Here is a 25,057-nt window from a genome sequence, read left to right on the forward strand (position 1 = left end):
TTCAGCAGCCCGTGCCTTTCAGTACATATTCGTCCTGCTGTTTTACTGATCTTCCGTTAATGATCTCTGCCAGCACGGCCAGCACGTCTTCCAGCGACTCATTGCTGAAGTCCGCGGATATCAGGCAATGCTGTATGGCAGCGTCTGCGCTGATGCGAGCGTTGTACCTGCGCTGCAGCTGCTGCAGCACTTCCGCCAGCGGCGTTTCCATGAACGCCAGCTTCCCATCCTTCCACGCAGCGGCGCTGCCGGCATCAAACTTTTTGCTGATGGAAAACCGTTGCTCGCTCTTATTATACACCAGTTGCTGATCCGGGGTAACATATTCCGCGGGTTGCCTGCCGTTCTCCTTCATTACTTTCACACTGCCGGTCAGCACGGCCACATTGATCTGCCCACTCTCCCCGTAAGCGCTGATGTTAAAGCTGGTGCCTACCACCTGTGTGCTGATCTTATCTGTATGGATGATGAAAGCCTTCCCTACGTCCGGCGCTACTTCAAAATAGGCTTCCCCTTCCAGCTGCACATCGCGGGCATTTCCACTAAAAGACGCCGGGTATTGCAATGTGCTTGCTGCATTCAGCCACACCTTTGTACCGTCTTCCAGCACTATTGACGCCACCTGTCCCCGATTTGTGGTAAGGGTTTTCATGACTACCGGCTGCCGGGCCGGCCTGTTCATGTAAAGCCAGGCTGAGATACCGATCAATGTTGCCAGGGAAGCCGCTATCAGCCAGCGGCGGGAGCCGTTCCGGGAGGAACGTGTGTTATTGTCCATACCTTCCAGCACTTTGTCAAACACCCGGGCTCCGTCAAAACCGGCATTCGTTTCCAAAGGCGCGCCGCCTTCAGCTTTCAACTGCTGAACATCCCGGTAGTATTTGCGGATCAGCTTCTCTATTCTGGACATATGCTTCATTGAATTGTATGCTTGAGATGTATATAGGATGCAGAAAACATCATGCTCCCCCAAAGTGAAACAGGGAAAGTATGCACAGCAGGATCAGCATTTCCCGCAACACTCCCTTTATTCTCCGCAGGGCAATGGTGATCTGGTTTTCCACTGTTTTCGGGGAAATATGCAGCAATGCGGCTATCTCTTTATTGGATAATTGCTGCTTGCGGCTGAGGTAAAATATTTCCCGGCACTTGCCCGGCAGCTGTTCCATGCTCCGCTGAAGCACAACGCCTACTTCCTTTTCCAGGAGCCGGCCCTCCGGTGAATAGAGCATTACTATGTTGTTCTCTATGGCCGCCATATCCAGGTATGTTCTGGCTGATCTGACATACATCAGCACACTGTTACGCACGGACTTGTACAGGTAGGCCTGCAGGGAATGTATGCGTAGCGAGTGCCGCTTGGACCAGAAATTAATGAACAGTTCCTGCACCAGGTCCTCGCATACCTCCTTATTACGTAAAAGGTTATACGCGGAAGCGTACAGCGGTGAAGCATACCTGTGGTATATCTGCTCAAAGGCCCGTTGATCGTCCTGCCGCATGCGCTCCAGCAGCTCCCCGTCCGTTATATGGAATGCATCGTTGTACATCATTTACCAGCCTTCATTTTGGGTAAGGTTAAGGTCCAGGCCCAGGTCTGTCAATGGTATGGGCCAAAGATAATCCCTTTTGGGATCAAATTTCCTCTTTGAGGCATCCTGTACTATCACCACGCTGTCTGTTGTAAGCCTGGGATTGGTGATGCCGGACTGCTCCTTCGGGAAATACCTGGCGCCCAGGACAGGCTTTGGCAGCTCCGTTTCCGCCGTTTTCCAACGGATCAGGTCCCAGTACCGGAAATCGCTTTCCGCCGCCAGCTCTATCCTGCGTTCCCGCCTGATCTCTTCCCGCATGTCCAGGCCTTTGGCCGTTACAAAGGCGTTGGTGAGCGCGGGCATCTTTACGCGGGCGCGCAGCAGGTTGACGGTCCTGTCCAGGTCCGCATCGGAAATGCTGCCGTTCAGCTCATACTTTGCTTCTGCATTGATCAGCAGTATTTCCGCATAGCGGATGATCATATAATCCACGTAGCTCTTGCTGGGTCCCCAATCCGCCGTAATAAAGTATTTACGGATCTTGTAGCCGGTAGGCGCCAGGGAGAACGTGGGCACATAATTATTGCTGATGAACCACACACTCCTGTTGAACACCGTCATTCCCATCCGCGGGTCCCTGTTCTCAAATTCCGTCAATGTGTTCACCGGATCTTTATATAAAGGTGACCTGTCCCCTGGCAGACCATCCGCATACAGGTATGCATCCATCAGGTCCCGCGTAGGCGTAACCTGCCCGTTCTCCAGGCTCCTGCTCTGGTTGTGGGATGCAATATCATTGGTGATATTCTGCCCGTATAGCCGTACCAGTATGTTCTCCTTATTGGCCGGCCCTTCTGCCGCATACTGGAACAGGTAATAATAACTGCTGTCCTTATTGGCGCCATAGGTGAAAAGGCTGTAATCGCCGGAGTTGATAATGTCGTCTGAAGCGGCTATTGCTATTTTAAGATGCTTCTCCGCATCCCCTGCATTGTGGAACTTGTTCCAGGCGCCTTCAAAGAGCGCCAGCTGGGCTTTCAGCGCCAATGCCGCGCCCTGGGAGATCCTGCCGTATTCCGCCGCCGGCATGGCGGAGGCCCCGGGCAGTTTGGCGATGGCAAAATCCAGGTCTGCATAAGCAGAATCTATCACCTGCTCCCTGGGACTGCGGTGCGCCTGCATCAGCGTATCAAACACGTCAAAGGTGCGCAGGATCAGGGGTACATCCCCGAAACATTTCACCAGGTTAAAGTAGGCCATGGCCCTGAAGAAATGCGCCTCTCCCCTGTAGCGGTCAATGGTGGCAGCGTCTGCATTCACCCCTGCTGATTTCTCCAGGATATTGTTGCAGCTCCTGATCAGGTCATACTTATCTCCCCAGCTGGTGGAACCGGCCAGGCGGGAACCGTCGCTGATGCTGTTGGGCGTGCTGCCGTAATTGTCATTGGACCTGTTGGCCTCCGCCATGGCGCCTACACCTTTCAATGACAGGTAAAGGTAGTTGCAGGCATTCTGCAGGTCAGCAGCTGTTTTCCAATAGGAAGCGTCAGAGATACCGGTCTCAGGGTATTTGTCCAGATCTTTGGCACAACCGTAAAAGATGCATAAAATAAATATGTAACTGAAACGCATATACGTGAAATATTATAAAGTAAGATTGATACCGCAGGAATAGGTCCTGAAGAATGGATACTGGAAACTGGCATTGTTGGGCACCTCGGGATCGTAATATTTGATCCACATCTTTGTAACCTCCCAGAGGTCCTGTCCTGACAGGAAGATCCTGGCTCTACTGATCTTAGCCCTGCCGGTCAGGCTGGCAGGCAGCGTATAACCGATCTGCAGGTTCTTTAGCCGCAGGTAAGCGCCGTTCATGATCCACTTTGACGATGCCACTGTATTCTGTGTGCCGCCCAGGTATAAACGCGGGAACCTGGCGTCCGGGTTATCCGGCGTCCAGTAATCAGTGGTAATGTCCAGCGGCGATCTCCAGGCGGACAGGAAAGGCGCAATAGCTGCGGGATTCAACAATATGTTCCGCTTGCCGATGCCCTGGAAGAACGCGGAAAGATCAAAGCCTTTCCAGTTAAAGCCGAAATCAAATCCATAGTTATAACGCGGCATGGTATTGCCCAGGTACACCAGGTCCCCGTGGTCCGTTACCCTTCCCAGGCCGGCGCTGATCACTTTATCACTGTTGATATCCCTGTATTTCAGATCTCCGGCGCCGGTTCTGTTGTCCTGGAATGCATGGCCCTGCACTTCCTGCTGGCTCTGGAAATAGCCTTCGCTGATATAGCCGTAGATGGAGTTGTAAGGCATACCTTCGCTTACCTTATTCAGACCTGCCGCCACGGAGGTTTGCCCGCCGTATTTCAGTATCTTGTTCTTGTAATCTGAAATGTTAGCGTTGATCCAGTAGTTAAACCCAGATGAAAGCGTGCTTTTCCAGCCAATGCTGATCTCCCATCCCCAGGATTTCATATCAGCCACATTGTAGCTGGATGTATTAATGCCCAGGAAGGAAGGAACGGTCAGCTGCACCAGCATACTTTTGTTGCGCTTTATAAAATAGTCTCCCGTAACAGTCAGCCGGTGATCCAGGAAAGTCATGTCCAAACCGGCATTGCTGGTCTCCACCGTTTCCCAGGTCTTGTCCGGCGATGCCAGCGTTGCCTGGTAATAGGAACTGTTCCGGGTATTATTAAATGGATAAACGCCGCCTTTACTCAGCAGCGCTATATAATCATAGCTGCCTATCACGCCGTCTGAATTACCCAGCTGTCCCCAGGAGCCTCTCAGTTTGAACTCATCAAAAAAGGGGAACATACCATGGAACCATTGTTCATTGCTCATACGCCAGCCCGCGGACACAGAAGGGAACGTCTGCCAGCGGTTCACGGGCGCCAGCTTGGAGCTGCCATCCCGGCGAAGGTTAAACTCCAGGAGGAAACGCTCGTCAAAACTGTAGTTCAATCTCCCGAAATATGACAGCAGCGCCCAGGTGTTAATATTATCTGAATTGACGGCCTGCTGCGGATCACCCAGGTTCAACGCAAACAGGTCATTGGAGGATAGCGCTTTGGCAGTAGCGTCCGAATAATCATAGCGGTAATCTTCAAACGCGTAACCTGCCAGCGCATGGAAAGTATGTTTACCAATGGAATGATCATAATCCGCCAGCAGCTGGATGTTATTGGTAGTGGTGGAGGCGCGGGCCTTGGTGAGCGAGTTTGGATTGTTCAGGTAAGCCACAATGCCTCTGATATTATACATAGGCACTGTCCTGTTGATCCGCTGCGCCTGCATGCCTATATACCGCGGGCTGTACACCGCCCTTAAGGTCAGGCCTTTTACCAGCTCCCTGTATTTTAGCGATACAACGGCGGAGAAGTTATCGTCCCTTTCATCCTTCCAGCCCCCATCCTTCAGCAGCGCATATGTATTGGAACCGCCGTTGGCATATTTGGTATTATTGCTTTCCGGCAGGAATATGGGATAGGTGGTCCTGATCTGGTACATATTGTATAGCAGACCATAGTCACTATTCACTTCCTGCCCCGGCGTGTATGTATTATTCTGTGCATAGGCCACACGGGCATCCAGGGTCAGCTTATCAGTAAAATCACGACTGTAGTTCAACCGGGCATTGATCCGGTTGGCCCTGTCTGCGCCTACTTTGAACAATCCCTGCTGCCTGTAATAGCCCAGGGAAAGGAAATACTGGTCCTTTTCCCCGCCGCCTCTCATGGAGATATTATGGTTCTGCGAGGGCGTCAGCTTTCTTGTGATATAGGGTATCTGGTCAAAATCATAATAGTATTTATAATTGTCCGTATTGGTGGAGTCTACCAGGTAGTTTACATTGGGGTCCTTCATCAGCGCTATGTCTTGGTCCGTCCAGTAGGCGGCCTGCCCGGCGTTGGTAAAAGCCTCGTTCATCATCTTTGCCTCTTCCCAGGAATGCAGCCGTTTGGGCAGGTGGATGGGCTTTTGCAGGCCATACAGGCCGCTGTATTCAATAATAGCTTTTCCGCCCTGGCGGCCTTTTTTAGTGGTGACGATGAGCACCCCGCCGGCGGCCCTTGCCCCGTAAATTGCGGAGGCTGCCGCATCTTTCAGGATACTGACAGACTCAATGTCCGCGGGGTTGATATTCGCCAGATCGCCCGGCGCTCCATCCACAATGATCAATGCGCTGCTGCCATTCACGGAAGTAAGGCCCCGTACCTGGACGCTGTAACCTTCCAGGCCCGGCTGCCCGGTATTCCTGGTCACCGTAATACCGGTTGCCGCACCCTGCAAAGCCGCCAGGGCATTGGTGACCGGCCGGTTCTCTATCATCCTGCTTTCAATCTGCGATACGGCGCCGGTGAGGTTCGCCTTTTTCTGCGTGCCGTACCCTACTACCACCACCTCGTCCAAAGCGGTCCTGGACCGCTGCGACAACACAATATTTAATACCGGGGGACTGTTCCCGTCCAGCTGGATGCTCAGGGGGGCATAGCCAGTATAGCTTACATTCAGTACGGCGCCCCTGTCCACCTGCTTCAGCTCAAAAGCGCCCTTAGAATCTGTGACAGCGCCTTTAGACGTTCCTTTGATGAAAACGGTAGCTCCCGGTACGGGCGTTCCCGTTTCATCTCTGATCATCCCTCTGACTGTCCCCGGCGCCGGTCCTGCATTGGCCGGCGTCTGAAGCGCTGGCGCGGCGGGCGGCTGGACATTCTTGATCACCACCATCCTGTTCACCAGCTTATAGGACAGCTGGTTACCCGCAAGCACTTTGTCCAGTACAGCTTCCAGGCGCTCTCCCACGCAACTGAGACTGATGCGCCTTGACAGGTTGCGGATATCCTGGCCGTAGGCAAACTTTACCCCGGCTACTTTGCCAATACTGTCCAGCGCTTCGCGTAAAGGGATGTCCCTGAGCGTAAGCGTGACCGGGTTAGTTAATACCTTTTGTGCCAGGGCCGTAGCAGTAACGGCACAGACACCCAGCATGCAAAGAACAATTAATTTCAACCTGCGGATACTGAGCCGGTGGGGGATATTTTTCATAACGTAAAAAACGACTTTGATGTGTGATGCAGAAAAACGCAGGTCCCCCCAAAAAAATAAGCCTTTTTCCCCTAAATTCAAATAGTTGTACTTATTCAGGCGGTTATTGATTGGCATAACGCAGACAAATACAATGCAGCTATTCCAACCAGGGGTGAGGGGCGGCTATAGTATTTGCTGCCAGAAAAATATACGCAATTATCATCTGGTCTAAAGCGAAAGAAAATATACTGATTCAGGAAGGCGATTCATTAGAATCGTATAAGCGAATATATCCGATATTGTCTAATAACGGGGCGAATAGCGTGGAGTTATATAGCCGGTTGGCATATAATTATACCGTTTTAAAAGAAAATGTACTCGCTGAGAAGTACTATATTAAGGCTACATACATGGTTCCTAAATTGTTCATGCCACTAAATGGTTTATTCCACTTTTACCGAAGTAGTGGTCAAGTCAATAAAGCGAAGCTTGTCGCAGAGCAGATATGTATTAAAACGGCGAAAATTCCCTCAGCTCATGTAGGTCAAATTAAACGCGAGGCATGGGTATTTATCTTAATTGCCGCTAGGTCCTAAAAAAAGCCATATTAGTGTTAATGATAACATGGCTTTTTCAGGACTTGCATTTTCTACAGTAACTACCGTCGATGAACTAACGCTGCACCCGGACGGATAGTTGATTTATCATGGACATAGTAAAAAGCTCTTCAGTGTAAAAACCGTCCCTTCTTTATTTTATTCTCAGGACAAATCTCTTTCTTCAAAACATCATGCCCCTTAAGACCGCGTGTATTAAACTCGATGCTGTCCTTAGGCTGATTGCCGGCAGGCGTAATACGGATAACATAATCTGTTTCCTTCTCCAGCATCATGGCAATGGTCCTTCCGGGGGTTGCTATGAAGCACCAGCCAATGTTACGCTGCCGGTTGTACAGGTATATGCAGGCATCGTAATATCGCGGGCATACCGTACCTTCAAAAGGAATCTCCAAGGCCGGTCGCGCCAGGGGTATTATATCCATTCTTTGCGGAGCATGCCAGCTGTAAATATCATCGTCGCCCTTCCCACCAACTCTGTTGGAGGAAAGGTATCCGCTTCCATCTTCCCGGCTCACAAAATAAAAATCGTCTCCGGACGTGTTCACAGGATATCGCATGTTTTCCGGAGTTGTCCACTGTGCCTTGCTGCCATTAGATTTGAAGATATCGAAACCGCCCATACCAACAAAGCCTTTGCTTGAATAATAGAGATTTCCATCAGCTCCTATAGTAGGAAATTCTTCTTCATCTGTTGTGTTAATGGTTGGGCCGCAATTCCGTGGCGTTCCCCAGGAACCATCTGCCTGTCGTTCACTATACCAGATATCGGTGGCCCCTTGTCCACCGGGCATGTCTGAGGCAAAATACAAGATGTTGCCATCTTTGCTTAAAGCAGCATGCCCCACTGAATATTCGCCTGGCTTATTATAGGCAAATGCCGTTGGCTGTGCCCATTTCCCGTTACTATCTTTCTTACTGATATACAATTCCAAACGTCTGTTACCCGATATCGTCACCTTTTCTATTCTTTCCTTCACTGTAGCAATGCGGCGATCTGGTTCTGTTACAGTAAACCAGGCCGTCTGGTATCCATTATCAAATGCTACAGGGCCAACGTGGTACCGGTACTGGTTAAACACGGAAGAAAGATCGCTCAGGTAAACATTTCCATACTTACTGCCATCTGCGAGATACAATTTATAATAGGGGTCATTTGTACGGCCATAGTTGTTCTTATTCACCTTACTGCCGGGAGCCAGTTGATTCCGAAACAAGGAATCTGACATAAATACAATACCATTGGGGTACCAGGTAGCGCCCCAGTCAGACTTTGCTGTATTGAGCCTGGCCATATTCCGGATATCATCCCTGGTTGGTTGCTGCATCCATTGAACAGCGGCATCACAACCGGCAATCTTATTTTCTACCTGGTGGACCTGGTTGGTCTTCCGGGCATATTGCTGAAAGACTGTTTTGGCAGCATCATATTTGCCTAGGCTTTTCAGCATATCTCCATAATACAATTCATCGACGGGGTCAGCACCCGGCATTGCTACCAATTTTCCGTACCACTCGGCTGCATTGGCATAGTCATTTATTTGCCGGTAACAATCAGCCAAACGCTCCAGGTTTTTTATACTGACCTTCTTCTTTTTTGCCATTCTCTTATAGAGATTAGCTGCTTTTGCATAATCTTGCTGCAGGTAATATATGGTTGCCTGTTGCGCTACAGATCTTTGTTCCTGGGCGCATACACACTGGGCCAGCAAACAGCAAAATATAATCCCAACCGTTTTCATCATGTGGTTATTAACTAAGTGAAAAGCTTTCATGGTGATCAGAAATATCTTGGACTGAGTATACGTGTTCTTTTCCCAGGGAAGGTAATACCCAGGGATATTTCATGTGACCCGCTCTGGGCAGAAGCCAGCTTACTGATCGTAAGATCATAGGCATACCCAATCCGGAACCGGTCGTTAGCATAAAATTCAACCACCGCGCTGGCAGCATCGAGCGGGTCAAGGTATGAAGGCAGATTTGACTTGTTCCACAAACGCACACCTGTTCTGTAAGAGCCTCCTACCCACAGTTTTTCTGCGATCAGTAAAAATGCCGTCAGATCCACATTAGTAGGGCCTTTGAAATCCTCCTTTATCAAAATTGAAGGTTTGAGTTTGAAGCCCTCCCCCAGATCAAACACTGTTCCTGTTGTAAGATACAGGTGTTGTGTTTTGCGGATCGTTTTGTATTGATACCCTTTCCAATAATACCGGGTAGGGTCCGTATACAATGAAAACAGGTCCATGACTGATGCACTCGCATAAAACCTGGGGGTAAAATAATAAATCCCGAAGCGCGCATCCGGAATAAGCGTTGACACCCTGGCAGCCGGGATGGCGGGATCTCCGTCATCGTTGAATTGCAGCGTAGTTCCATCGATAGAATACTGTGTAGCCCCCGCGCCTATGCCAAAACATAAACGCCTGGTACCATCTTCATCCAACGGAATACGGTAAGAATACATTCCGTAAAATGCAGTAGCATCCTGCGGCCCCAGCTTATCGTATGTTACCTGCAGCCCTAACCCCACTCTTTCGTCTTTTGATTTAACTACTCCATCCAGCGAAACAGCTGCAGTGACCGGCGCCCCGGGAAAGCCAACCCATTGCTTTCTGTAAATAGTATTCAGATAGAGATCTTCCTTATAGCCCGCGTAAGCAGGATTTACACTCAACATGTTAAACACATATTGACTAAACTGCAGATTCTGTTGCCCTCTTGCCAAAGCAGGAAAAAGCATTAATCCTCCTATACACTTTAACAACACCCGGTTCCATCTTGATATATTATACATAACAATTCTTTTTTCGTTTACGTAATTATCTCAATAATTCTATCCAGCCTTTATATACACGTTCTCCTTCCGGTGTTCTCAGTTTCAATATATAGTAGTAGGTGCCCTCATTCAAACCATTTCCATCCCATTTGTTATCATAGTCCTTGCTCTGGTATACCATATTACCCCACCTGTTATAAATGAACAAACCGCTACCAGGATATTTGCCTAATCCCAGGATCACAAAGCGATCGTTCTTACCATCTCCATTCGGGGTAATAACATTTGGAATAAATATTTCATCACTTGCAGTTATCGTTACTACCGATGTATTGGAACCTGGCGCCGGATCATTTTCGTTGCCCTGTATAGTTGCCGTATTCTGGATACTACCGCCGCTTATTATCTGCACGGTATAAGTCAGTGTAAGCGCATCTGTGGTGCTCACATCCCCGATGGTCCATATAATACTGCGACTTGCCGGGTCATAGTGCACCTCTCCTTTCGTTACTACTATATCGACAGGCACTCCCAATGCAACTGGCAGCACATCAGTAACAACAACACCAGTGGCGGCATTTGGCCCATGATTACTTACTTCGATCTTATATCCGATACGTTTTGCAATAACATACGGCTGTGGCGTAACTACTGTCTTATTGACTACCAGGTCGGCCGATCTCACTGAATTGATATCCACCTTAGCAGTGTCCGGTATCGACGTTGCAGGCGGCCCGGTAATGATAGCAGTATTGCCGATGGCTCCCTGATCAAGCAATACCATCTCGTATGTGAGGGTGGTGCTTTGTCCGCCCGTTAATGAATCTATTGACCAGGTGGCTGTATGTGATGCAGCGTTATAACTTACTGTTCCAAGACCTGGCTTGCCAAACACCGGTGTTGGCAGGTGATCACCTGTAAGCACATCCGTTACTACCACATCTTTAACAGTAACAGCACCACCGTTACTAGCGGTCAATGTATACGTTACCTTATCGCCTGCTTTGTATGGTCCTGGCGTTACTGTTTTAGTGATATGCAGCTGGGGTTTTGCTACCACTGTTGTGATAACCGGAGGCGTAGTATTATTGTCCGGTACATTATCTGTCACTCCTGAAGGAGGAGTCAAGGTGGCTGTATTACTCAATGCACCGATGGTGGCCGCCGTACCAGAGATAAGGATACTCACGCTGCCGTTGGCAGGCAACATAGCAATCGTGCCGGTCACATTATTACCGCTTGCACTGACCACAGTACCTGCCGCGCCGTTTGACTGGCTTTGAACTGTGGCAGTTACTCCTGTCACGCCTGCAGGCACTGCATCGCTGAAGGTAGCGCCGCTTACACCAGACGGACCGGCATTGGTTATTATTACCACATAGCTGATAGCGCTTCCCTGCACTAGTGTAGCCGGTCCTGTTTTGGTAATTTGCAGGTCTGCTACTTTACTTACCGTTGTTATAACAGGCGGTGTAACAACTGCCGGTTGACCAGGAACGTTAGCTGTAGCGGTATTTACCAGTTGTCCGCCATAGTCGGCAGGAACTGTTCCGGTCACTGTTATCAGGATGCGATTGCCGGTACCCGCGCCAATATTGGCGGTTACGCTGATATTATTACCGGCGCCACTGTTGCCGGCTGTAACGTTACCGCTGCCAACAACGGAAGTTGTCCAGCTAACATTTTTCAATGCAACAGGCACCGTATCAATGATAACAACAGCTGTGGCATCACTCGGGCCACTATTCCCGGCTGTAATCTGGTATATCACCTGGTCGCCTGTGCGGACAATGGTCGGTCCTGTTTTCTGCAGGGTTACGCCTGGCTGCTGTACAATCTTCGTTATCACCATACTGCTATCAGGCGTAGTTGTCACCACTGTAGATGGCACTTTTATATGGGCCGTATTGGTAACAGTAGTTGCAGTGGTTTGCTGTAAAGTTCCGGTAATAGTGATACGCAACTGACTACCACTGGTGGCGGCCGCCTCTATGCTGATATTATTACCCGTACCATTGGCCGGACCGGTAAATATAACGTTACCGGATACACGCACCGCCTGCCAGCTTTTAACGGTAATGAGCGATGGTACAACATCAGTGACTATCAAGGTATCAAGATCAGATGGACCATTATTGGTTACATCTACGGTGTAGGTGATATCACTGCCTGCCGCCAGTTGGGCCGGTCCACTCTTGGCTATCAGTACATTGGCTTTACGTTGCACATTCGTCACTGTTGTATCTGTAGTTATCTGTGGATTACCAGGAGCAGATACTTTAGCCACGTTCTTCACCTTGCCGCTGAAATTCGGATCCAGTTTTCCATGAACGGTCACAACGATTTCATTACCTGCACCTGCCGCTATATTACCTGTTACCATTACCGCCGTACCTGAACCAGCAGCGCCCGCAGTAACTGTAGCATTTCCGGAGGCCGTCGCTGTCCAGGTGACGTCATTAATACCTGCCGGCACATTATCAGTAATCACTGCACCTGTTGCTTCACTTGGCCCGGCGTTCGTCACTGTTACAACATATGTTACAGCATCCCCGGCCTGGGCAGCAGATGGAGCAGCTTTAGTGATATGCAGTTCTGGATGATTGGTAACCTGGGTTATTACAGGTGTACTGTTAACCGGTGCTCCACCTGGAGGTACAGCAGTGGCTGTATTTGTAATAGCGCCTGTAAACGTTGGATCAACTACGCCATTGATGGTAATAGTTATTTCATTTCCGGCGCCGGCAGGGATATTAGCCTGTAGTTGTATATCATTACCACTGCCGCTGTTGCTGCCGGTAATGGTAGTATTAGTACCCGTTGCCACCGCGGTCCAGGTGACATTTTGTACCTGTACAGGCACCAGATCAGTGATATTTGTATTGATGGCATCAGACGGACCTGCATTCGTGACCACAACAGTGTAAACAATGGCTTGTCCTGCAATCACACCTGACGGTCCGTTCTTAACCACACTCAATCCCTGTTTATTACTGATGGTTGTATTTACAGAACTGCTAGCAGGCGTTCCACCCGGCAATATAGCTGAAGCCGTATTGGTTATTACTCCTGTGGAAGAGGAAGCAACGATACCTGTAACAGTAATACTGATCTTGTTACCAGTACCCGCCTTTATATTTCCGGTTAAACTGATGTTATTACCTGTACCACTATTTTGGCTCACACTGGTACCGGCACCTGTAGCTATAGCTGTCCATGTTACTTGTTTTATCTGTGAAGGCACAACGTCAGTGATGCTGATATTGCCGGCATCGGAAGGCCCGTTGTTAACAATATCTATGGTGTAGATAACCGGCGCACCTGCGAAAACAGTAGCCGGGCCGCTCTTGGTAATCTGTAATGCTGCCTGGTTCACCACGTTGGTGTTTACCGGCGGTCCGGTAACTGTAGCGCCTCCATTTGGCGTAGCCGTAGCTGTATTCACCAGCGTGCCACTGAATGAAGGGTTCAAGGTACCGGTCACGCTGATCACAATCTTGTTATCCGTTCCGGCCGGCAGGTTACCTGTAATATGAACAGTATTACCACTGCCGGCGCCACCGGTCAGCACGGCTCCACTGCCAGCTGAAGTAGCTGTCCAGCTTACATTCTGCACAGCAGCGGGCACTACATCATCAATGCTCAGGTTCGTGGCATCTGAAGGACCGTTATTGATCACCGTGATACTGTATGTTATCTGGTTGCCCGCCGCAACAGCAGCAGGACCGCTCTTAATTACCTGCAACCCGGTTTGATTATTGACAATTGTAGATACCGTACTGGTAGCCGGGGTAGGATCAACAACTCCTGCCGGCGGTGTAGCGGTGGCTGTATTGGTCAATGTACCGGTAAATGCAGCATCTACCGTACCAATCACTGTAACAACTACTTTACCTGTACCTGCTGGTATACCAGCAGTAATATTGATGGTACTGCCCGTGCCGGATGCCGTATTTACCGTGGCTCCGCCGGATACGGCAGCATTCCAGTTCACATTACTGATATTTGCCGGTATATTATCTGCAATGGCGGCACCGGTAACATCAGCAGGACCAGCGTTCGTTACTTCAAAGGTATAGCTGATCTGTTGTCCTGCATTGATATTGGCCGGACCTGTTTTGATAATATTAAGATCAGTTGACTCGTTGACAGATGTAGTAAATGAACTTGTTTTAATAGATCCTGATGTAGCCGTTGCTGTATTTGTAATAGAAGAACCAGCTGCCGGAGAGATAGTGCCGGCAATGGTAATCAGTATCTGGCCCGGACCATCCGTAGTACCTTCGATCGCAGCCTGCAGATTAATATTATTACCACTTCCGCTTGTTGCACTCACAGTAGTACCACCATTACCAGTAGCAGTGGCTGTCCATGTCACATCAGTGATCACCGCCGGCACCAGATCTGTAATATTTACAGATGTAATATTGGAAGTGCCGGTGTTGCTAACAGTCACCTTATACACAATCTTATCCCCCACATTAGCTTCTGCAGGGCCACTCTTACTGATCTGTAGTCCTACATCTGTATTGATGTTCGTATTAATAGTGCTGGTATTGGTTCCCGGTACTGTTTCTGTAATACCTGCGGGCGGTATTACAGTAGCTGTATTACTGATGGTACCCGGCGTAGCGCCTGCATTTACAACGCCATTAATATTTACCGTTATACTATTACCCGCACCAGCCGGAAGATTACCTGTAACAGTCAGGTTATTACCGGCAAGACCGGTAGTAAGCACCTGGGCTGTACCACTCGCAGTAGCTGTAAACGTGATATTGGTTATCTGGGCTGGTATTGCATCCTGTATTACGGCTCCCGGCACATCTGAAGGGCCGTTATTGGTAATAAGCAGCTGGTAACTGATTGGCTGACCAGCAGCCTTATCAGCCGGGCCTGTCTTAATAATAACCAGGTCAGCTTTCCTGTCTACAGAAGTAGTTACCGTGCTGGTGGCAGGTGTTGGATCAGTGGCGCCCGGCGGAGGTGTGGCGGTAGCTGTATTTTTCAGCGTTGTCACTGTTGTAGCAGGATCTACTTTACCGTTTACAACAATAGTAACATTGTTTCCCGTGCCTGCCGGTATACTGGCGGTGATATCCACATTACCGGTTCCGGTGGCAGCACTTACAGAAGTGCCAGTTCCGTCAGCGGTGGCAGTCCAGGTGACATTTTGCAAACCTGCAGGAATTATATCAGCAATATGACTGCCTACAGCGTTAGCCGGGCCTGCATTGGTAACTACAATGGTATAAGTCACATTCTGACCGGCAGTCACCTGCTGAGGACCGCTCTTTACAATATTGAGGTCGGTTATGTTATTCACCTGCGTAGTAACGGTGCTAACAGATGGTGTTTTGCCCGGTACTGTAGCAGTAGCGCTATTTGCAATGGATGCCGATATATAAGCTGGATCAACTACAGCGCTTATAGTAAATGTAATTTTATTGGCAGCACCGGCAGGTATATTACCCGTTACCGCAATATTGCCATTTCCGGAAGCAGCGCTTACGGTAGTACCTGCCCCTGTAACAGCCGCTGTCCACGAAACCTGCTGTAAACCGGCTGGTAAATTATCGCTGATGGCAACATTAGTGGCATTGGACGGCCCGCTGTTGGTAACGTCGAGTGTATATACAACAGGCTGTCCTGCTGAGATAATAGCCGGTCCGCTCTTCACTATTGCCACATCAGGATCATTGGTAACATCTGTTGCCTTAGAAGCCGATGCCGGTGTTTTACCGGTTATGCCGGCCGTTGCTGTATTGGTGAGTGTTCCAGAGAAAGACGAATCCACCGTACCATGAATAGTGATACTGATATTATTAGCAGCTCCCGCAGGAATGTTGCCGGTGATGTTGATATTACCGGTTCCGGCAGACGCGCTGACACTGGTGCCTGTACCGTTGACTGTCGCTGTCCACGTGGCATACAAGAGGTTTAAAGGAAGAACGTCTGTAATGACGACGCCGGTAGCATCAGATGGTCCGGTGTTGGTTACCAGTAACTGATAAGTGATCTGCGTTCCGGCACTGGTCTTATCCGGCCCTGTTTTAACAATATGCAAAACAGGGTCGTTGGTTATAGTTGTAGTAACTGTATCACTTGATGCTGTTGGTTTACCGGGTACTGTTATCTGCGAGAAGTTACTCAGCGCGGCTCCGGTATATGCCGGATCTACTTGTCCTTTAACAGTAATGGTTATACTATTTCCGGCACCGGCGGGTATATTCCCGGTAATGTTAACATTTCCGGCACCATTAACAGTATTTACGGTTGTACCAGTTCCCGCAGTAACAGTGCTCCATGTTGGATTCAGTATACCGGCAGGAATAACATCCGCAATCATTGCGCCAACGGCATCCGATGGTCCATTGTTGGTAACGGTAATGGTATAAGTGATATTCTGCCCTGCGCTCAGGGTAGGCGGACCGCTCTTGGTGATCTGCACATTGGGATCGTTGGTAATGTTGGTGGTGATATTAGTAGTAACTGGCGGTTTACCAGGAAGCGTAGCAGCAGCTTTATTAACAATACTACCGCTAAACGCAGGATCTACTATTCCTGTAACGGTAATGGTGATTTTATTAGCAGCGCCCGCCGGGATATTACCGGTAATATTCACATTTCCGCTACCTGACTGTATATTGGATGTAGTGCCGTTACCGCTGGTGGCAACTGTCCATTTTGCTCCTAAAATACCAGATGGTATGGAATCTGTAACCACTACTCCCACTGCATCTGAGGGCCCGTTATTACCCACAACAATCGTATAGGCAATGCCGTTACCCCCACTTGCAGATGATGGTCCGCTTTTACTGATTGTTACATCTGGAGTATTAGCAACTACCGTAGTAACAGGTTGGCTTGGTACAGTAGGACCATCCGGTTGTTCAGCAGTAGCTGTATTGGTGATACTACCCGCAAAGGCCGGATCTATCTTACCACTCACCATAATAGTGATACTGTTTCCTGCACCTCCGGCTATGTTACCGGTAACTGACAATGTATCGTTGCTGATCGTTGCGTTGGCAATGCTGGCCTTTCCGGACGCAGAGGAAGCGCTGATAACAGGATTCAGGATATGGCTATCCAGCGCATCTGTTATCTGTACACCTGTTACATCACTCGGACCAGCATTGGTCAGTACCAGAGTATAAGTGATGTTCTGTCCCGCACTAAGTGTGGCCGGACCACTCTTTGTCAATTGCAGTGAAGTCTTCCTGCTAACAACAGTAGTTACCGTATTTGACGGCTGTGAAGGTTTACCGGCGGGTGTCACGGTAGCAGTATTGGTTAATGTGCCTGTAATGGCAGGATCTACTTTGCCTGTTACAACTATAGTGATCTTGTTTCCAGCACCGGCAGGTATATTGGCAGTGACACTCACATTACCTGATGTACCGGTGCTACCGGCTGTTACGGCAGCTGCACCTGTTGCGATAGCCGTCCACCTGGCTCCCTGTATCTGAGCCGGAATATTATCTGTTATTACAGCACCGGCGGCATCAGAAGAGCCATTATTTATCACTTCTACCGTATAAGTAATGCTATCTCCGGCATTAAGTGTTGCAGGACCATTCTTGATAATTACCAGTGCCGGATCATTGGTAATATTGGTAGTTACCTGGCTGCTTACAGGCGTACCACCGGCTGGTGTAGCAGTGGCGCTGTTAGTAATAGTACCGGCAGGTGTAGCGGATGGTATTCTTCCCCTGATAGCAATAGTAACTCCATTACCGCTGCCAGCAGGTAAGCTGGTTGCAATATTGATATTACCGGTACCATTCAACGGGCTTCCGCCGATAATGCTGGCTGTACCGGTAGCAGTAGCTGTCCAGCTCACGCCTGTTAGCGTTGCCGGAATGTTATCCTGGATATTGGTATTCGGAGCATCACTTGGACCGGCATTTGTTACCTGTATGGTATACATGATAGTATCGCCTGCAGATACGGTTCCACTTGCCGGACCGGTTTTCACAATATTAACACCTGTCTGGTTTTTAACAGTTGTACTAACCGTATTAGATGGTATTGGTGTAGTACTTCCTGGAGGCGTAACACTTGCAGTATTTAAAATAGTGCCGGTAGCGGAAGATTTAATAGTTCCATTAACTGTAATAGTAATAGTATTTCCACTACCTGCAGGAAGATTACCTGTAAGATTAATATTGCCACTTCCACTGGCAGCGCTTACTGTGGCAGTTCCCTGTACGCTGGCTGTCCAGGTAGCATCGGCGATCTGTGTAGAAATGGTGTCTTTCAATATTACACCAATGGCATCAGACGGTCCGCTATTAACATAGGTAATAGTATAGCTGATAGCTGTTCCTGCCGGAGCATCTGGCGTACCTGTTTTTGTTGCTTTAAGATTGAATTGCGGACTATAGGTATCCGTATCAGTAGCGGTATTATTAGTAGGATTGTTATCTGTATAGCCAGTGGGCGGCGTAACAGCAGCGGTATTTGAAAGATTACCGGTAAATCCTGCCGGCACTTTTAATGTAAGCATATAAGTTATGCTTCCACCAGCAGGTATATTTACCAGTTGATTAATAGCGCCTGTACCATTGGGCGCCGGCACCGTTGCCCCATTAAGCGTGCTTGCGCTCCATGTTGCCGTAGTGATGCCAGCAGGTAACGTGTCACTAACAGTTGCCCCGGTTACAGCTGAAGGACCATTATTGCTCACAACGATTGTATACACCACGTTTGTTCCCGGGGTATACGTAGCCGAACCATCTGTTTTGGTAATAGACAGATCTGCAACACGACTGATCAGGGTGGTATCCTTAGCTGTTGGCGGCGTTGGATCGGTGGTGCCCGGAGGTGGCGTAGCCGTAACAGCATTTATCAATGCTGTTCCACTTACGCCCGCACTCACGGTACCGGCAATCGTCAGGGTGGCACTTTGACCGGAGGCCAATGTCAACCCTGTCCACGCCCCGCTTCCACTGGTATAGGTACCTACAGATGGTGCATAGCTGCTGGCGGTAAATCCGGCTGGTAAGTTATCCGTTACCGTTACAACATCGGCTGGTAATAATATAGCAGGGCCATTGTTGGTCAACGTAATCGTATAAGTCAGCGCCTGGCCGGCTACAGCTGGTTTTGGAGTCGCCGTTTTGGCCAGATTCAGGTCCATAACACGGCTTACCAGTGTAGTGTCTTTTGCTGTAGGTGGCGTTGGATCGGTGATACCAGTCGGTGGTGTCAGCGTCACAGTGTTAATCAGGCTGGTGCCGGTATAACTATTGCTGACGGTGCCAGTAATAGTCAGCGTAGCAGAGCCGCCAGCGGCCAGCGACAAGCCGGTCCACGCTCCGGTAGCAATGTTATAAGTACCGGCAGATGGAGCGTAGTTATTAGCCGTAAAGCCGGATGGCAAATTATCTGTAAGCGTCAATGTATCGCCGGGCAGCATACTGCTCGGACCACTATTAGTTAAGGTAATGGTATAAGTCAGCGTCTGGCCCACTACCACTGGTTTGGGACTCGACGTCTTAGTCAGCCCGTAATCAATCACACGGTTAATCGTGGTTGTTTGATGTGCCGTATCATTCAATAAGTTTGGATCGCTAATCGTTGGCGGGGTGGTTACAATAGCGGTATTGTTCAGCCTACCGGTAGCATTAGCCGCTACGGTACCTGCAATAGTGATAGTGGCGCTCTGACCGGATGCAAGGGTCAGGCCTGTCCAGATACCATTGCTGCTGGTATAAGTACCCGCTGATGGCGTATAGCTATTAGCGGTATAACCGGTAGGTAGGTTATCTGTTACGGTGATGCTATCCGATGCATTTATAACAGATGGACCGTTATTGGTAATGGTAAGCGTATAAGTCAGTGACTGACCGGCAATAACCGGATTCGGATTAGCTGTTTTAGTGATAGCCAGATCTGCTTTACGACTGATCTGGGTGGTATCCTTAGCTGTTGGCGGCGTTGGATCGGTAGTGCCCGGAGGTGGCGTAGCCGTAACCGTATTTATCAGTGCTCCACTTGCACTTGCGCTCACAGTGCCCGCAACCGTCAGCGTGGCGCTTTGACCGGTATCCAGCGTTAACCCTGTCCAGGCACCAGTTCCACTGGTATAGCTACCCGCAGATGGCATATAGCTGCTGGCGGTAAATCCGGCTGGTAAATTATCCGTTACCGTTACAATATCGGCCGGTAACAACTTAGCAGGGCCATTATTGGTCAGCGTGATGGTATAAGTCAATGCCTGGCCGGCTACGGCTGGTTTTGGAGTCGCCGTTTTGGCCAGGTTAAGGTCCATGACACGGCTTACCGGTGTCGTGTCTTTAGCTGTAGGTGGCGTTGGATCGGTGGTACCTGTCGGCGGGATCAGCGTCACACTGTTAATCAAACTGGTGCCGGTATAACTGTTGCTGACCGTACCTGTAATAGTCAGTGTAGCGGAGCCACCGGTGGCCAGCGACAAGCCGGTCCATGTCCCGGTAGCACTGTTATAAGTACCTGCGGATGGAGCGTAGTTATTAGCGGTAAAGCCGGATGGCAGGTTTTCCGCGAGCTTCAATGTATCCCCCGGCAGCATGCTGCTCGGGCCATTATTCGTTAACGTAATGGTATAAGTCAGTGCCTGACCTGCTACTACTGGTTTTGGGCTCGCTGTCTTAGTTAGCCCATAATCAAGCACACGGTTAATAGTGGTCGTTTGACGGGCCGTATCATTTGATAAGTTCGGGTCCGTAACAGTTGGCGGATTAGTTACAATAGCGGTATTATTCAGGCTACCGGTAGCATTAGCCGCTACGGTACCTGCAATAGTGATAGTGGCGTTCTGACCGGATGCAAGGGTCAGTCCTGTCCAGATGCTATTGCCGCTGGTATAGGTACCTGCAGATGCAGTATAACTATTAGCTGTATACCCGACAGGCAGGTTATCTGTAACCGTAATGCTATCCTGCGCCCTCATAGCAAAAGGCCCGTTATTGGTAACGGTAAGCGTATAGGTCAGTGACTGACCGGCAATAACCGGATTGGGATTAGCCGTTTTAGTGATAGACAAATCATAGGCCGGTTGTATGATCAGGCTATAGTCTTCCACTTCCCCATCCATCGCAGCACCAACAGTACTTGTTGCTGTCAACGGATCGGTGGTCAAACGGAAACGCACATATGTAATCCCTGCTCCTGTGATTAAGGTATTAACATTATTCCAGGTAAGTGTGGCAGTGATTTCATTGTTGGCGACCGTAGTGCCAGTTGCTTCTCCCGGATCAAAAGTACCATTACGGTTAAAGTCGATCCACCCTTCCAGGTTGGCCACCGCACCGGTAGTATTGGTAACAGGAAAAGTAAGTGTATAAGTGGTTGTCGCAGCTGTAAGTACAGGTAATGGCGCCGTCAGGCCATCGTCATTCGGATCACCATTGGGAACATTCGCGTCAGCGCCGGCAGCTACCGCAAGCGCCTCCGGTTTACCTGCAACTGTAGCCCCTATTTTCAATCTGGGGTTAACAAGATGTGCTGGCCCATTAGATGTAGATAAAGTGACGTAGCTATTCGGTGCATCTCCTAAATCTGCATCAGCTACGGCTACTATGCCATTAAATTCCGAGGTATTATTACCGGCATCGGTGGCTGTTGCCGTCAACAAACTACCCTGTGCCACCCCACTAAGGGTTGACAATGGAATAGTAAATTGAAACCGGTTAGCAGTACGAGCTCCTATTGTACCACTACCGTCATCCATATACGTGCCGGTAGCAGCATCCTGATCTGTAATACCCACTACCGTTCCTCCTTCCTGAAATGTGGCCAGATACCTGCGCCCTTCACCAAATCCCAGGAGGTTGGTAAATGCGGCTGGCAGCGGATTGGGGCTTAATGGAGGTGTAGGAGTAAAGCTGGCATCCCTGTCGGCCAGAAACAGCTCAATAGTGGCTCCCGGGGTGGAATAACCTTTTATTACCAGGCTATTTCCAATAATTACCGCGCCGGTAACGACCGGAAAATTAAGCAACGCATTAGGACCTGTAGTGGAGCTTCCATTGGGGGTAACAATATCCGGAGCACTACCTGCAGGCCGCAAATCAATTCCAAGACCTACATTGGCATAAGTACTGTTCTGCATTATTTTATTGCCCAGAGCGGTAGCATTACCTCCTATTACAATGCCGGAGGCTCCACCAGCGGTAACAATATTCTTAGTAATGACACTGTTCGTGGTATTATTAAACTGGATATTATCTTTTTCCGTTGCAATTGTACCTGCAGCTCCATTTCCGGAAAAAGTATTATTAGTTACTGTAGTACCGGCGCCTATAGCCACTTTCAGCCCTTCATTCAGGCTACTTTGTACACTGTTGCCGGTAATACTGAGACCCTGAAGATCAGTTGATACCGTTCCGCTGGTCATTTCAATACCGATACCGGAAGGTTGTACCGAAGCCGGTGCTCCGTTTCCATTATTCAATATTTCATTACCGGAAATAGTGAGACCATTGATTGCTGCCCTTTGCCGGATACCCTCAAAGTCGGCACGAATAATATAATTATTGGTGATATTCCCGGCGTTTCCACTAATAGAAATATTGGTGCCCGGATCGCTTCCGGCAACTTCTGTATTGGTTGAAACAGCTGCGCCTCCGATAATATTCTCGGTGATCAGGTTATTGTTACCAGTACTAAGGATATTGGCTCCTGCATTGGTATTGTTACCAAACCGGTTGATGGCGATATTTCGGACAATCTCATTATTGCCGCTCAAATTCAACCCGCTTGTAGCAGTACCAGCGGCGCCATTCCAACGTATTTCCACCTCTGGCTGCTGTACTCCAGGCAACGATATCTGGTCAACTCCCACCTTAGTTCCCGGGTTCCCCGCCACACCTGGTTGTGTGTTACCGATATTAGCAGTTTGGGTACGGCCATCAATACTGGTGTTAGCGTCTGTAACAGCGGGCAATAAGGTGGTAAGGTTAATAATTGCAGTGGCGCCACCTCCGGCAGCCGTTAACTGATTAGGCTTGTTAATCCCGGGGTGCGCGTTACCATCCGGAATCATGAAAATACTGGTTTCCACACCAGGCGCAGGTGTAAAGATACTGTTAGCAGCCTGGCTCAACCCTGTATTGGTTAATATATTGCTGTTACTGATAAATTGCTGTAACGAACCTTGCCCGGTATTATTCGTATTAACGATAGTAGAGAAGTTGAAACCAAAATCAATCCCGGTGATACTGGAAGTCCCAATGGTAGCCTGCGATATAGATTGGGCAGCCCCGCTTACGCCCCCACTCAGTACAAAAGTGCTTGTATTCAAAGTAGTAGTGCCGATCGTTCCTGTACCCGGATCTGCTGTAGCCGGGTTTCTACCACCCACTTCATCCACTACATTATTCTGGGTAGATGTTACCACCCTTTCAGATCTGAATGTTTGCACTCCCAACTCTGTTCCGTTACTGCCTGGCCGGGTAGACTTCACGGTATTATTTACAATTCTGATGTAAAAAACGCCATTTCCGCTTACACCTAAGGCGTAGGTACCATCAGCCAGCGTGTTGGTAAAGCTCTCCATGTTACCCGCGGCGTTATATACTTCCACCCTGGCATTAGGAATCCCAACGGTTCCTGCGGTACCAAATATCCTGCCTGCACCACCCCCATAGTTAACGTCTTCAAATACACGCCCGGCGATCTTAAATGAATTGGAGCCAAGGTCCCCATAACTGATAGAAAGCGGGCCATTCAGCACCGTAACAGATGAAGCCGGAATACTACTATTACCGGACCAGGAAGTGGTTCCGGAAAATTCACCCGCGTTTATTTTTACAATATAACTGCTGCTGCTAGCTGTGGCAAGCACATTACCCTGTAAATCAAATCCTATCCCCGAGAAGTTGGTGTACGAGGCCGGTGAGACCACCGGCACCGATTTGTACCCCAATATATTACCTGTAGCAGGTGAAATTTCCCAGATAGAAGGTATATTTGATATTGTTCCGCTTACAAACAATCTCCCCGCTGGGCTGAAATCAATATCTCCCCCTCCCACCGGAAGGTCGGTAACACCGGCAGGAGCAGGTATCATATTGGTTGAAACCACTGCCGCCGTTGCTTTATTGATGTTGACCATGTACGGCCTACCAGGCAAGCTCGTACCATTATAGTTCGAAATTGTGAAAAGCGAGCCGGATGTAGTAAAAGCCAGCTTTCCGAGCACCAGATTTCTTACTACATTGTTTGCATCATTAAATGTAGCGCTTATAGTTCCCACTGTTGAAAGTGTTCCACCCGTAGCCGGCGGCGGGTTAGGTACAAACTTTAGCAACCTGGCTCCGGTCACCTGGTTATCTGTAAAGTAGATGTCTCCATTCAGATCCACTGCCAACGCCGAAGCTGCACTGACGGTGCCTGGCGCAAAGGTATAGATAGGAGTAAGGACCCCTGTAGCGTTGTCTATACGTACAATATTCGTGGTACTATAGGAATAAGAAACGCCATATCCCTGCGCATATACGCTTTGCGCACTACTGATACAAAACAATATTATTCCCGATAGAATTACCAGGTATCTCGATATGTTTTTCTTACAATATTGCCACATGGGTCTAACACGATAATAGACATAAGGATTCCTAAGCGTAGAACTTTTACTCATACACCTGATTTAATAACAGCAGTTTTTATTAAACAATAGTTCGGCAAAAAATTAAGCAGCCATAGCTCCGATATTAAGGCACCTTATTGAACAGGTTTCGATGCTACGCATGGAGAAAGTAATATGCTCGTTATCCGGCAAGCCGGGCCAACGGGTAAATTTCATTAGTGATACAGTCATGAGTGATAAATTAAGATGGTTACTAATGGTTATATCATTTGATCTGGCTGACGGCCTGGGACTCTTCCAGGCCCATGTGGTGTTTGGTTGTTTTGGAGATATATAGTTAAGGATTAATGTCCATATTATAGTACGGTATAAATATTGATGGGTGTTACGTCTTATTATCTATCACAATCAAACTGGCTAAATAGCTGTGCAAAAACTAATACAGATTATATATTGGATTTAAAACAAAAAAACAGCAGTCCAGTTAAGCCACAACGTTTTGTTT

At 48.8% G+C, this 25,057-nt stretch carries 7 protein-coding genes; all 7 read right to left on the reverse strand.

Annotated elements, in window-relative coordinates; translation table 11 throughout:
- Window position 1 precedes the first annotated feature (1 nt).
- The 7 genes from ACMXI2_RS17405 to ACMXI2_RS17435 all read right to left on the reverse strand — a co-directional run bounded on the left by ACMXI2_RS17405 (window position 2) and on the right by ACMXI2_RS17435 (window position 24,603).
- Window positions 2-910: a FecR family protein gene (locus tag ACMXI2_RS17405; protein ID WP_483777360.1), complete on the reverse strand. Its 909-nt coding sequence runs from the start codon at window positions 908-910 to the stop codon at window positions 2-4.
- A gap of 49 nt (window positions 911-959) precedes the next feature.
- Complete coding sequence (locus tag ACMXI2_RS17410) at window positions 960-1,553, reverse strand: RNA polymerase sigma factor (protein ID WP_483777361.1); 594 nt, start codon at window positions 1,551-1,553, stop codon at window positions 960-962.
- Window positions 1,554-3,167, reverse strand: coding sequence for a RagB/SusD family nutrient uptake outer membrane protein (locus ACMXI2_RS17415; protein WP_483777362.1), 1,614 nt, complete (start codon window positions 3,165-3,167; stop codon window positions 1,554-1,556).
- 12 nt (window positions 3,168-3,179) lie between these two features.
- Window positions 3,180-6,596: a TonB-dependent receptor gene (locus tag ACMXI2_RS17420; protein WP_483777363.1), complete on the reverse strand. Its 3,417-nt coding sequence runs from the start codon at window positions 6,594-6,596 to the stop codon at window positions 3,180-3,182.
- Between the two features lie 709 nt (window positions 6,597-7,305).
- Window positions 7,306-8,940 carry a hypothetical protein gene (locus tag ACMXI2_RS17425; protein ID WP_483777364.1) on the reverse strand — a complete coding sequence of 545 codons (1,635 nt, stop codon included), beginning with the start codon at window positions 8,938-8,940 and terminating at the stop codon, window positions 7,306-7,308.
- Between the two features lie 35 nt (window positions 8,941-8,975).
- A complete protein-coding gene (locus ACMXI2_RS17430) occupies window positions 8,976-9,992 on the reverse strand; it encodes a PorP/SprF family type IX secretion system membrane protein (RefSeq protein WP_483777365.1) in 1,017 nt (338 codons plus the stop codon).
- A gap of 25 nt (window positions 9,993-10,017) precedes the next feature.
- Window positions 10,018-24,603: a DUF7507 domain-containing protein gene (locus ACMXI2_RS17435; protein WP_483777366.1), complete on the reverse strand. Its 14,586-nt coding sequence runs from the start codon at window positions 24,601-24,603 to the stop codon at window positions 10,018-10,020.
- Between the last annotated feature and the right edge of the window lie 454 nt (window positions 24,604-25,057).

This window comes from Chitinophaga sp. G7 BAM 1005 (genome assembly GCF_057126945.1).

Coding starts and splice junctions, on each gene's coding strand:
- ACMXI2_RS17410 (WP_483777361.1), bottom strand. CDS start 1,553: ATGATGTACAACGATGCATTCCATATAACGGACGGGGAGCTGCTGGAG.
- ACMXI2_RS17420 (WP_483777363.1), bottom strand. CDS start 6,596: ATGAAAAATATCCCCCACCGGCTCAGTATCCGCAGGTTGAAATTAATT.
- ACMXI2_RS17435 (WP_483777366.1), bottom strand. CDS start 24,603: ATGAGTAAAAGTTCTACGCTTAGGAATCCTTATGTCTATTATCGTGTT.
- ACMXI2_RS17415 (WP_483777362.1), bottom strand. CDS start 3,167: ATGCGTTTCAGTTACATATTTATTTTATGCATCTTTTACGGTTGTGCC.
- ACMXI2_RS17405 (WP_483777360.1), bottom strand. CDS start 910: ATGTCCAGAATAGAGAAGCTGATCCGCAAATACTACCGGGATGTTCAG.
- ACMXI2_RS17425 (WP_483777364.1), bottom strand. CDS start 8,940: ATGATGAAAACGGTTGGGATTATATTTTGCTGTTTGCTGGCCCAGTGT.
- ACMXI2_RS17430 (WP_483777365.1), bottom strand. CDS start 9,992: ATGTATAATATATCAAGATGGAACCGGGTGTTGTTAAAGTGTATAGGA.